Source organism: Cobetia sp. cqz5-12 (genome assembly GCF_016495405.1).
Classification (GTDB): Bacteria; Pseudomonadota; Gammaproteobacteria; order Pseudomonadales; family Halomonadaceae; genus Cobetia.
On record NZ_CP044522.1, the window covers coordinates 1164387 to 1176656 of the forward strand.

The 12270-nt window shown below is 63.2% G+C and carries 9 protein-coding genes and 1 pseudogene; 8 read left to right on the forward strand and 2 right to left on the reverse strand.

Features of this window, described 5'->3' with window-relative positions; genetic code table 11:
- Positions 1–72 precede the first annotated feature (72 nt).
- The 3 genes from F8A90_RS04980 to F8A90_RS17535 are packed head-to-tail and all read left to right on the forward strand — an operon-like array spanning position 73 to position 3234.
- Positions 73–1032, forward strand: a complete 960-nt coding sequence (locus F8A90_RS04980) for an alpha/beta fold hydrolase (protein WP_200019250.1) — start codon at positions 73–75, stop codon at positions 1030–1032.
- Positions 1029–1997 carry an alpha/beta fold hydrolase gene (locus F8A90_RS04985; RefSeq protein WP_200019251.1) on the forward strand — a complete coding sequence of 323 codons (969 nt, stop codon included), beginning with the start codon at positions 1029–1031 and terminating at the stop codon, positions 1995–1997. The genes F8A90_RS04980 and F8A90_RS04985 overlap by 4 nt, the downstream gene beginning before the upstream one ends.
- A gap of 58 nt (positions 1998–2055) precedes the next feature.
- Positions 2056–3234 (forward strand): patatin-like phospholipase family protein, encoded by a 1179-nt coding sequence (locus F8A90_RS17535; protein WP_233593449.1) that lies wholly within the window; start codon positions 2056–2058, stop codon positions 3232–3234.
- 171 nt (positions 3235–3405) lie between these two features.
- Here the strand turns inward: F8A90_RS17535 and F8A90_RS05000 are convergent, their stop codons facing one another.
- Both F8A90_RS05000 and F8A90_RS05005 read right to left on the reverse strand, forming a co-directional pair.
- Entirely contained in the window at positions 3406–4248 is an 843-nt protein-coding gene (locus tag F8A90_RS05000) for a transporter substrate-binding domain-containing protein (protein ID WP_200019252.1), read from the reverse strand.
- A 205-nt stretch (positions 4249–4453) separates the two neighbouring features.
- Entirely contained in the window at positions 4454–5059 is a 606-nt protein-coding gene (locus tag F8A90_RS05005) for a Smr/MutS family protein (RefSeq protein ID WP_200019253.1), read from the reverse strand.
- Between the two features lie 207 nt (positions 5060–5266).
- Here F8A90_RS05005 and prmB point away from each other — a divergent pair, with 207 nt between their 5' ends.
- The 5 genes and pseudogenes from prmB to phaC all read left to right on the forward strand — a co-directional run.
- Positions 5267–6229 carry a 50S ribosomal protein L3 N(5)-glutamine methyltransferase gene (gene prmB / locus F8A90_RS05010; RefSeq protein WP_200019254.1) on the forward strand — a complete coding sequence of 321 codons (963 nt, stop codon included), beginning with the start codon at positions 5267–5269 and terminating at the stop codon, positions 6227–6229.
- A 111-nt stretch (positions 6230–6340) separates the two neighbouring features.
- Positions 6341–7432 carry a chorismate synthase gene (aroC, locus tag F8A90_RS05015; RefSeq protein ID WP_200019255.1) on the forward strand — a complete coding sequence of 364 codons (1092 nt, stop codon included), beginning with the start codon at positions 6341–6343 and terminating at the stop codon, positions 7430–7432.
- Positions 7433–7691: 259 nt separating this feature from the next.
- Positions 7692–8234, forward strand: coding sequence for a DUF6489 family protein (locus F8A90_RS05020; RefSeq protein WP_200020097.1), 543 nt, complete (start codon positions 7692–7694; stop codon positions 8232–8234).
- A 216-nt stretch (positions 8235–8450) separates the two neighbouring features.
- A complete protein-coding gene (locus F8A90_RS05025) occupies positions 8451–8903 on the forward strand; it encodes a phasin family protein (RefSeq protein WP_166019369.1) in 453 nt (150 codons plus the stop codon).
- Between the two features lie 623 nt (positions 8904–9526).
- Positions 9527–11290 (forward strand): annotated as a pseudogene (gene phaC, locus F8A90_RS17540) (class I poly(R)-hydroxyalkanoic acid synthase); the annotation flags it as partial.
- Positions 11291–12270 lie beyond the last annotated feature (980 nt).

Here is a 12270-nt window from a genome sequence, read left to right on the forward strand (position 1 = left end):
TGTTGTCTATATTTAAACAACCGTTTGTCTGGGCGCGTCAGGGACGGCGGCCCGTGGTAAGGAGACCTTGCGATGACTGCCACCTCACGGCAACCCCGGCCCGGGCAGGCCTTGTCCGAACATGCCTTGTCCAAGCAGGGCGACGCTAACCCGGCGGGCCTGGATGCCGACACCGAGCGCCCGGTACTGGCCTTCGCGCATGCCAATGGCTTCACCGGTGCCTGCTACAAGAGCCTGCTGGCGCCGCTGGCCGAGCATTTCAATCTGCTGCCGGTGGACCGGCTGGCGCACGACCCTGCCTACCCGGTCGGCAACAATCTGATCTCGCTGCGTGATGAGTGGCTGGCGTGTCTGGATACCGCGCTGGGGCCATTGCCCGCGGCGAGCGGCAACGGGCGCAAGGTGATCGGGGTCGGCCATTCGCTGGGAGGCATCGTCAATTACATGGCGGCGCTGAAGCAGCCGGAACGCTTTCATTGCCTCGTGCTGCTCGACCCGCCGTTGATGCTGGGCCGCGATGCGCTGGGCATGAAGGTCGCCAAACGCTTCGGCTTCATTGATCGTGTCACGCCGGCAGGCCGCACCCGTGGGCGTCGCGCGCGCTGGGACTCCCGTCAGGCCATGCAGGATTACCTGCGCCGTCGCTCGCTGTTCGCCAACTTCACGCCAGAGGCGCTGGACGACTACGTCGACAACGCCACCCATCGTTACGCGGATGGCAGCCTGTCGTTGAGCTTCGACACCCGTCACGAGGTCGAGATCTTCCGCCACCTCAGCGATCACCTGTCAGGTTCGCCGGCGAAGCTGGCGGTGCCGGTCAGGATTCTGGCCGGCGCCCAGTCTGATCTGCTCACGCCGGCGCGTCAGGCACGCCTGCGCCGCGCCGGGCTGACGGTGGAGCATGTCCGGGGAGGACATATGTACCCCTTTGAATACCCACAGGAGACGCGTGCCGCGCTGCTGGCGGCCATCGCGGACCTCGCGCCGCCGGATCTACTGCCGCCAGGTCTGCTGGCCGGGAGGCAATCATGAGCACTGATCAAACCGTGCAGGACATTGCCGAGACACCCGTGAGCGCCAACGTTACGCTGCGTGAGCGTCGCTTCCCACGGCGCACGGGCGGAGAGCTGGCGGCTCTGGAGTGGGCGCCTGCCGAGCGCGCGGAGCAGGCACCGACGTGGCTGGCGCTGCATGGCTGGCTCGACAATGCCGCCAGTTTCAGTCGTTTGGCACCGCTGTTGTGTGAACGGCTGGGCATTCGTCTCATCGCCATTGACATGGTCGGTCACGGACGCTCGAGTCCGCTGGGTGAGCATGGGGATTATGCGGTGTGGGATTACTGTCACGATGTGATCGAGGCGCTGGAAGGCCTGTATGACGCGGGGCTGCCGCGCGCGCCGGTCACGGTGATGGCGCACTCGCTGGGGGCGGCGGTGGCGGGGCAGGTAGCTGCGGCGCTGCCGGAATATATCGCGCGACTGGTGCTGATCGATGGCATCGGCGCACTTGCTACGCCAGCCTCGGAGGTGGTCGACCAGCTGCGCCGCGGTTTGCTGGCACGCCACGCGCAACCGGTCAGACGCGCCACTACGCGACGTGCCCATTATCGTCATGTCGAGGACGCCGTGGCGGCGCGGGTTGCGGGAGGCGTCACGCCGATCGATGCCGACACGGCGCGGCCGATCGTCGAGCGAAACCTCGAGGTGCTGGAAGACGGTGGCCTGCGGCTGAGAAGTGACCGCCGCCTGCTGCGGCCTTCATTGATGCGCTACACCCCGGAGCAGGTGCTGGCGTTATTGTCGGCGTTGACCCAACCGGTACTGCTGATCGAGGGCGAGCAGGGTATCCTGACCATAAGGCACGAGGCACAGCAGGCGCGCGATGCCGTGAAGAGGCTCGAGCGTCGCGTCTTGCCGGGTGGCCACCACCTGCATCTGGAGCCGCCCCATGTGGCGGCGGTTGCCGATGCCATCGTCGAGTGGATCAGCTCGCACTGAGCGATGCCTCGCGTGCCGCGTCCGTTCATCTTTCATCATCTGCAGCGGGAGACATGCCATGGCCAAGCGCAAGACCATCGCCCTGGCACTGGGGAGTGGCGGGGCCCGAGGTTATGCCCATATCGGCGTCATCGAGGAAGTGCTGGCGCGCGGTTATGACATTCGCGCCATTTCGGGCTGCTCGATGGGGGCACTGGTCGGGGGCATTCATGCCGCCGGCAAGCTGGATGCCTATCGTGACTGGGTCTGTGAGCTGGATTACTTCGATGTGCTGCGGCTAGTGGATGTCACCTGGAGCCCGATGGGCGCCATCCGCGCGCGCCGCATCATGGATGAGCTGGAAGCCCTGATCGGCGACACGCGCATCGAGGATCTGCCGATTCCGGTCACCACCGTCGCCACCGACCTGATCGCCCAGAAGGAGGTCTGGTTCCAGAGCGGCAACCTGCTCGAGGCGATTCGGGCCTCCATCGCGGTGCCCGGGGTGATCACGCCGGTGCAACGCGACCGCAAGGTGCTGGTGGATGGCGGCCTGATGAATCCCTTGCCGATCACGCCACTGGTCGCCGCCCACGTCGATCTGGTGCTGGCGGTCAATGCCACGGCGCATTCGCCGCGCAATCAGACGCTGGAGCAGATGCTGCCGCCGGCCGATGCCGCCGAGGAAGAGGCGCGTGAAGCCGCCCTGGAAGCGCGTGGCGGTGGTTTCAGTGACTGGCTGCGGGGAGTGCGTCGCGGTGCCGAGCGCATCTTCTCTGCCGAGAAGGAGCAGGCGCTGGAAGACCAGCAGGGCATGGCATTTGCCAGTCCGGTCGGCGGTGTCCCGCTGCCACCGGGCGATGCCTCGCGCCTGAAGTTCGAGGCACTGAAAAGCAGCGATGCCGATGCCGAGCCGGCGCCGGGGACAGAAGCGTTGGCAGAGCCGCAGGCGGGTGCCGGCGCTGTTACCCAAGGCAAACAACAGTGGCCTGCGAACGAAGCCGAGCCTGAACAGATCGATGAGAACGCGCCGGAGCTTGCCTGGGGCAAGCTGGACATGATGATGCGCTCCTTCGATATCACCCAGGCAACGCTGGCCAAGTACAAGATCGCAGGCTATCCGCCGGACATCCTGGTCGAGATTCCCAAGACGGTGTGTGGTGCCTATGAATTCCACCGCGCCGCGGGCTTGATCAAACTGGGCCGCCATCTGGCCGCCGAAGCGTTGGACCGCTACGAGAAGGGCAGCGACGGCTAGCCTGTCGTGAGTTGCCCTTCAATGAAAAAGCCCCCGCCAATCGGCGGGGGCTTTTCGTTACGGTGCTCTTCAATACAGAGCTCTTCAATACAGAGCTCTTCAATACAGAGCTCTTCAATACAGAGCGCTTCATTGCAGAGCGTGTGACCGGAGCCTGAGCGAAATGTCGCCTCAGCCGTTGATCCACTTGTCGAAGATGGCGGCCTGCTCGCCGGTGCCCTGCATCTGGGTCAGCCACTGATCGACGTAGGCCTTCCAGATATTGTCACCCAGCGGCAGCAGATAGCCCTTCTGGGAGAAGGTGAACGGCGCATCAGGATGCACGCTGCACAGCTCCGGGTGACGGCTGGCCTGCAGCTGGGTCTCGATGGCGTCGGTGACCATCACATCAGCACGGTCTTCGATGATGTTGTTGAAGATGGTGCGGTTGTCGTTGTGCGCGACGCGCGTGGCATCGCTCAGGAATTCATTGGCGAAGCGCTCGTTGGTGCCGCCCGGGTTGACGGTGATGCGCACGCTGGGCTGATTGATCTGCGCGACGGTCTGGTACTTGTCGACGTCCTCGCAGCGCACGATGGGCGTCTTGCCACCGGTCTGATAGGGCTGGCTGAAGTAGGCCTGAGCCTGACGGTCCAGCTTGACCGAGATACCGGACATGGCGATGTCGCACTTGCCGGAGGTGAAGTCTTCCATCAGCGTCGGCCAGCTGGTCGGCACGGTCTGTACCGTGGCGCCCAGGCTCCTGGCCAGTGAGGCGGCCATGTCGATGTCGATGCCTTCGAAGTCGCCATTATCTTCACGGTGGCTGAAGGGCGCGTAGTCACCGGTGGTGCAGACCTTCAGCACCTGGCCTTGTTGCACGCGCGAAAGGGTGCTGTCGGACAGTGCATCGCTGGCGGCGGCCGGCATGGCGAAGGCCAGTGACAGGCCGGCGGCGGTCGCGCTGCCGAGAATGGCAGCACAAAGGGTGCTGCGTGAAGCCGTGCGCATTGGCTGTTCAACGTTGGGTGTCATCAGGGTGTTCCCTTGTCGTTATGGTGGCAGGCTCGGCGTGAGGCCTGCCTCTGCTACTCATGAGCTCTGCTACTCGAGTGCTCTGCTATTCAAGTGCTCGGCTATTCAAATGCTCGGTTATTCAAGCGCTCAGTTATTCAAGTATTCGGCTATTCAGATGCTCGGATGGTCAATGTCTCGGCGGTGTGGCGACCGTAGGGTTCACTCAGTCGAGCAGCGGGTCACGGCCCTTGCTGCGCAGCAGGACATAGACCGCGCCGCTGCCACCATCCAGTTCCAGTGACGAGGTGAAGGCCAGCACGTCAGGCCATTGGCGCAGCCAGGCATTGACGTGGCTCTTGATGATGGGGTGATCGGCCATGCCGGTCCATGCCTTGCCATGCACCACCAGTACGCAGCGTGAGCGACGGGCAATGGCATCGTCGATGAAGGACTCAAGCTCGATGCGGGCCTGCTCCAGCGTATAGCCGTGCAGGTCGAGACCCGCCTCCCAGGGAATCTCGCCGCGCTTGAGGCGCTGACGCTGACGGTAGGGGAGGTCCGGTACCGCGAAGTCAAGCAGCTGACTGGGCGTGACCGGCTCGACCTGACCATCGGTGGTACGTGATGGCGTGCCGAGCGAATCGGTGGAGGCTTCACTGGCGGCCGCGCGCCGCGCCGCCAGACGCGCCTGCTCTTCCTTGTCGACGGGCTTGCGGCCAGGGTCGGCGCGGTTGGTGGTGATCTTGCGTACGCCGGCCTGCTTGAGGGCGGCACGGAAGGCGTTGAAATCGTCGCCGGTATCCGAGCTGTCGTCGTGGTTGGGTGGCATGGCCGGGCTCCGCAGGCAATAAAATGGCAAGTCGCGCAGTATAGCGCGGCTGTCGGTGCTGTGAAGCACCACATCCTGCGCGGCGCCCATGGCGCGAGCAAGGGTCGCCGCCACGCCTCGTGAACGCTACAATGCCTGCGCGAGACGCCGCCGACCGCACACGATTGGTGGCGCTCGTTGTCCATCTGTCCGCTTACAGGAATCACCGTGTCCACTACTTCCGCGTCCGACCTGCGCCATCCTTCCAGCCTCAGTGAGCCGGATACCCGTCTCGTCGAGGAGCTGGTGACCCTGCGCGACCTGATCCGCTGGGCAACCAGCGAATTCCACGCGCATCGCCTGCACTTCGCCCATGGCACCGATTCTGCCTGGGACGAAGCGGTGGCGCTGGTACTGGGTGCGCTGCATCTGCCGTGGGACACGGACCCCGCCGTGATCGACGCGCGTCTGCTGACCATGGAACGTGCGCGCATCGTGGCGCTGGTACGTGAGCGCATCACCACCCGCAAGCCGCTGCCGTACCTGCTCGGCGAGGCCTTCTTCACCGGCGTGCCCTTCGATGTCGATGAGCGCGTGCTGATTCCGCGCTCGCCGATCGCCGAGCTGATCGAGAGCGGCTTCTCGGCCTGGTTCCCGGAACTGCCGCCGACTCGCGTGCTGGACATGTGCACCGGTTCCGGCTGCATCGGCATCGCCACTGCGCTGGTGATGCCGACCGCCGAGGTCGATCTGGTCGATATCAGCAGCGAGGCGCTGGAAGTCGCGCGTCGCAACATCGAACGTCACGACGTGGCAGGGCGTGTCATCGCCGTGCAGTCGGACCTGTTCACGGGCGTGGCCGGCAAGCGCTATGACCTGATCGTCTCCAATCCGCCCTACGTGGATACCTTCGATCTCTCCAACATGCCGCAGGAATTCGGCCACGAGCCGGCGCTGGCGCTGGGCGCCGGTGATGACGGCCTGGATATCGTACGTCGTATCCTGCGCGAGGCGCGTGACTACCTGACAGACGACGGCGTCTTGATCGTCGAGGTCGGCAACTCCGAACGCCACCTGATGGAGGCCTTCCCGGAAGTGCCCTTCATGTGGCTGGAGTTCGAGCGCGGCGGCAATGGTGTCTTCGCCATCGATGCCCAGACGCTGGAAGTCTGCGCACCCGAATTCGCCTGAAGTCAGGCTCGTCTGGTGCCTTCGCTTCGGCACCAGACCTGAAAAGCTCACGACAACCATTATCAGAACGCCGTCGGCCATGACCGGCGGCATCGCCTGAGGACCCCCTGAATGTCCGGAAATACCTTCGGCAAGCTGTTCACTGTCACCACCTTCGGCGAAAGCCACGGCCCGGCACTGGGCGCCATCATCGATGGTTGCCCGCCGGGTATCGAGATCAGCGAAGCGGATCTGCAGATCGATCTGGACCGCCGCCGTCCCGGCACCTCGCGCCACACTACCCAGCGGCGCGAGCCGGACCAGGTGCGCATTCTCTCGGGCGTGTTCGAGGGTCGTACTACCGGCACGGCCATCGGCCTGATGATCGAGAATACCGATCAGCGCTCCAAGGATTACGGCAAGATCAAGGACCAGTTCCGTCCGGCCCACGCCGACTACACCTATCACCACAAGTACGGTGAGCGTGACTACCGTGGTGGCGGCCGTAGCTCCGCCCGCGAGACCGCGATGCGTGTCGCCGCCGGTGCCATCGCCAAGAAGTATCTGGCGGGCCTCGGCGTGCAGGTGCGTGGCTATCTGTCCCAGCTCGGCCCCATCGAGCTTGAGGTCAAGGACTGGTCGCTGGTCGATACCAATCCGTTCTTCTGTGGCGATGCCGATCGCCTCGAGGAGCTGGAGCAGTACATGGACGCCCTGCGCAAGGAAGGCGATTCCGTGGGTGCCAAGGTCACCGTCGAGGCGACTGGCGTGCCGGTGGGGCTCGGTGAGCCGATCTTCGATCGCATCGATGCCGAACTCGCGCATGGCCTGATGAGCATCAATGCCGTCAAGGGCGTCGAGATCGGTGACGGTTTCTCCGTGGTCAGTCAGAAGGGCACCGAGCACCGTGACGAGATGACGCCGGAAGGTTTCCTCTCCAATCATGCCGGCGGCATCCTGGGCGGTATCACCAGCGGCCAGACTCTGCGTGCCAGCATCGCGCTCAAGCCGACCTCCAGCCTTCGGCTGCCGGGTCGCAGCATCGACGTCAATGGCGAAGCGGTCGAAGTGATCACCACCGGCCGCCATGACCCGTGTGTCGGCATCCGTGCCACGCCGATCGCCGAGGCGATGGTCGCGCTGACGCTGATGGACCACCTGCTGCGCCATCGCGGCCAGAACGCCGACGTCAAGGTCGAGACCCCGGTGCTGCGCGAGGTGTAAGCCGCTTGTGGCGCGGCTGAACTTGTGACGCTGCCAAGCCGCTGAATATTGAAAAGACACGCCCCAGCCGTGGAGTGATGCCCTGCATCCTTCGTGGCTGGGGCGTCTTGCGTTGTGGACTGGCTTGCACAAAGCAAATAAGAAAAGGCGTAAGTAGCAGGCTGCCCCGTGTCTTTCTCGCTGCTAGACTCGAATGGCATGCATGCCAGCAGACTCGCGCACCACGCCGTGCGCGGGGAGACAACACAAGGAATCTGCCATGAAGATCAATGTCGAATTCGACCTCACGCCGCAGGAATTTCGTCAGGCGATGGGCCTGCCGGATGTGGAAGCCTTCCAGCAGGAATTGATGGAGCGCTTTCGTCGCCAGATGGAGGCGGGTGTTGACGGCTACGACCCCATGAGTCTGCTCAAGCCACTGATGGCCCCGGGCGCAGGAACGCCGTTTGCCAAGTTCATGCCGCCGGGCATGGCCGAGGGGATGATGGGTGGCGCGTCTGGTGGTGCCAATGCAGGCCAGGGTGCGCCGGGTGGCATGTCAGGCGACATGGGCGAGAGCATGGCCCAGGGGATGGCCGCCTTCAATCAGTATCAGAAGATGATGCTGGATACTCTGCAGCAGTTCGGTCAGGGCGGTGCGGAAGGCAAGGAGTCTGACAAGACGGAGTCTGCCGCGCGCAGGAGTTCAGGGCGTAGTAGTGATCACGGCGCGGATCAGAAGGCAGAGCAGAGCGCCAACAGGACGGATGATGCGAAACCGGCCTCTGCGGCCAGTGCGCGCTCACGCGCCAAGCGCAGTTGATGACAGGCGCGATGAACGTTCTTGGCTGATATCGGTGTGAGGCATGCCCGGGCAATCCCGTGACAGAAAATGGCGTCTGACAGTTTTCTGTCATGGGATTGCAACCACCTGAGGAGCAGACTAGTCTTTGTGCAGTGCAGCATATTGCTGTGCTCCACAGGTGGCGCAGAGACTTCTGCGCGCTGTCCCGGTACGGAATCCATGGGAGGAACCGTCATGCAGCAGGATCAGATGTTCAACGCCTTTGCCGAGCAAGCCCGCAGCTTCTATCAGCCGATGCGCAAGCTCAACACTCTGATGCTCGACCATATGGGCAAGATTGCCGATTATCAGATGGACGCTGCCAAGCGTTACGCCGATACCGGTTTCGAGCGTGCGCGTGCCGCCACTGAAATCAAGGGTATGGAAGAGTTCAGCAAGTTCAGCAACCGCCAGCTGGAAGTGGCGACCGAACTGTCTCAGCAGATGATGGATGATTCCCTGAAGCTGGCCGAGATGGGCAACGAAATGCGTGCCCAGCTCGAACAGGCCTACTCTGACGCTGGCAAGGAAGCCACCGACAAGGCGTCCGCTGCCACAGAGAAAGCCGCTTCAGCAGCAGAGGACAAGGCATCCTCCGCTGCCAGCAACAAGCCGGCTGCCGCGACAAGCCGAGCCAAGCAGAACTAAGGTATACCCCGAAAAGGCTGGCGCTTGCGCCAGCCTTTTTTTTGCCGTTTTCAGGCATTGCCCCTGCCGTGCTGAAAGGCGCATGCTGGAGATGGGTACGCTGACGCACAGGCTGTTTTGCTCTCGCATTTGCCGCGCGCGAATCCGATGGAAAGCAGACCTGCAGGTGACAGAGTGTTGCAACTGACAGCGCACTGCAGCTGACAGTGCACTTCGCTTGCCTTGCCATGCTTGCCTGCAGCGCCCTGAAATCAGTCATGAACGGCCTTGCAAACAGCCGTGAACGGTCTTCAATCCATCTTCTGAAACGGTCTTCAAAACGGTCTTCAAAACGGTCTTCAAAACAAACAGTCTGGAAAGCAGTGCCCGTCGCCAGTGAAGGCGCCCGTCAACGAGAGACGGCATGGTATTGCTCAGTGGTCAGGAAGGATTCGATTCGATGAAATCGTGCCGCCGGCAGACGTTCGGCAGCCAAGCTTCGATAGCCAATGACGTGATGGTCAATGACAAGGAGGAAGGGCGATATGGACTCAGCCCAGCAGCAGGCGTTCTCGCAGACATTCTCTCAGGCCTTTACCAGTCTGTTTCCCGACGGTGCTGAAGGCACGGAGTGGGCCAGCGTGATGCAGCAGGCCAGTGCCCAGTATCAAGCCTTGATGAGTGACATGCTGGAGCGCCTATGGCCCAGCGCTGCCGCTTCCACCATCTATGACGAGATGGGGCGTTGCTTCCAGGCGGGGGCCGAGGCCCTGGCACGTGACCCGCAACTGTTGATGTCGACCCAGACTCGCCTATTCCAGGACCAGATGGCCCTGCTGCAGGGCACGTTGCGCGAGCTGAATGGCGAGAGTGTCGAGCCGGTGATCACGCCCGCGCGCTCTGATCGTCGCTTCCGCGACGAGGCCTGGCAGAGTGAACCCTATTACCACTTCCTCGTGCAGCAATATCTGCTGTTCTCGCGCGCCGTGGACGACATGCTGGCCGGCATTCAAGGCCTGCCGGAGAGCCAGAAGCGCAATCTCGAGTTCTACGCGCGCCAGTACGTCAGCGCCTTCTCGCCTTCCAACTTCGCGTCCACCAACCCGGAAGTGCAGCGCGTGACCCGCGAGACCGGCGGCCAGAACCTGCTCGACGGCCTGAAGCGTCTGCGTGATGACCTGGCCAACTCTGCCGAAGGCATCAATGTCGCGATGACCGACACCGAAGCCTTCCGTCTCGGCGACAACATCGCCGTGACGCCGGGTGACGTGGTCTTCGAGAACGAGCTGATCCAGTTGATCCAGTATCGTCCGGCGACCGAGAAGGCCTTCAGCACGCCGTTGCTGGTCGTGCCGCCGTGGATCAACAAGTACTACATTCTCGATCTGCGTCAGGACAATTCGATGATGCGCTGGCTGGTGGAGCAGGGGCATACCGTATTCCTGATTTCCTGGCGCAACCCGGGGCCCGAGCAGCGTGATCTCACCTGGGCCGATTACATGCAGATGGGGCCGCTTGCCGCGATGGATGCCATCGAGCAGGCCACCGGCGAGAAGCAGGTCAACATTCTGTCCTACTGCATCGGCGGCACGCTGACGGCCAGCACCATGGCCTATCTGGCGGCCGAGAAGCAGTCTGACCGCGTGCGCTCGGTCAGCTACATGGCGACGCTGCAGGACTTCTCCGATCCCGGTGAGATCGGTGTCTTCCTCAACGAGCCGGTGCTGCAGGGCCTGGAGAAGCAGATGGCACAGGATGGCTATCTGGATGGCCGCGTAATGGCGTTCTCCTTCAATCTGCTGCGCGAGAATGACCTGTTCTGGTCGTTCTACGTCTCCAACTATCTCAAGGGCGAAGCGCCGACCGCCTTCGACCTGCTGTACTGGAACACCGACGGCACCAATCTGCCGGCCGGTACCCATGCCTGGTATCTGCGTCACATGTATCTGGAGAACCGCCTGGTGCAGCCCGGCGGCATCGAGCTGGATGGCGTGCCGATCGATCTCTCGCAGATCGAGACGCCCAGCTACTGGGTCTCCGCGCGCGAGGACCACATCGCCAAGTGGCAGACCACCTATAACGGCACCCAGCTGCCCAAGGCCTCCATCAAGCGCTTCGTGCTCGGTGGCTCTGGTCATATCGCGGGTATCGTCAATCCGCCACACAAGAACAAGTATGGCTACGCCACCAATGACAGCCTGCCGGCGACACCGGATGAGTGGCTCGAGGGCACCGAGCAGCACGAAGGTTCCTGGTGGAATGACTGGCAGGCGTGGATGACCGGCAATGGCTTCGTGGAGCCGGAACCGGAAGTCGCTGCGCGTACGCCGGGTGAGGGCAAGCTCGACGTGATCGAAGCGGCGCCGGGGCGTTATGCTCGCCAGACCATCCCCGAAGTGCTGGGGCAGGCCGTCCCGGAAGAGATCACCAGCGTGGCGGATGCGCAGCTCAAGGCCGTGCGTGATGTGCAGCAGACGGTCGAGAAGAGCGTGAATGAAGCGCTCAAGCAGGTGACGCTGCCGCTGGAAGAGGCCATGACCGCGATGACCGAAGCCGTCACCGGCAAGGCCGCCAATGATGCCGGCGACACGACGGGCAACAGCTCATCCAGTGCCTCCAGGGCGCAAGGGGCGCGTACCAGGCCAGCCGCTTCCAAGGCGGCATCAGCGGCTACTGAGTCAGCAGCGCCGGCAAGCAAGCCCGCCGCGCGCAAACGTGCTGCACCCAAGAGCACGGCTTCCAAAAGCACTACTGCCAAGAGCACTGCAAAACCGAGCACGGCAAAATCGAGCACTGCGAGCACGGCTGCCAGCAGTACAGGTAGCTCAGCGGCGAAGACCACCACGGCGAGAAAGACCTCCACGCCGCGCAAGGCGGCTGCCAACAAGACGACCGCGAGCAAGACAACTGCGGCCAAGACGACGGCGAGCAAGTCAGCCTCTGACAGCAAGCCGCCTGAATCCGGCACCTCGAACAGCAGCACTTCTTCCACGGTTTCGGGTTCCAGCGCGGCAGGCTCCAGCGCTACGAAGCCCGCGACGACGCGCAAGAGTACTGCCAGCAAGAGCACTGCTAGCAAGACTACGGCGAGCAAGAGCACCGCCAGCTCGACGGGAAGCGCGAGCACTGCCAAGACGGGTAGCAGCGCTGGGACTTCCAGTCAGAGCGCTTCAAACTCTGGTGCTTCCACTACCACCGCCAAGAGCGACACCAGCAGCGAAGCACCCAAGCCGCGCCGTGGCCGTCCCTCCAACGCTAGCAAGGCCGCCGCCAAGGCAGCGGAAGAGGCGAAGAAGGATGATGCCAAGCCAGCGGCCAGCAAGGCGGAGGGAGCCGCTGATGGGGCCAAGGATTCGGATAAAGGCTGAATTAATTAAGTGACACCTGA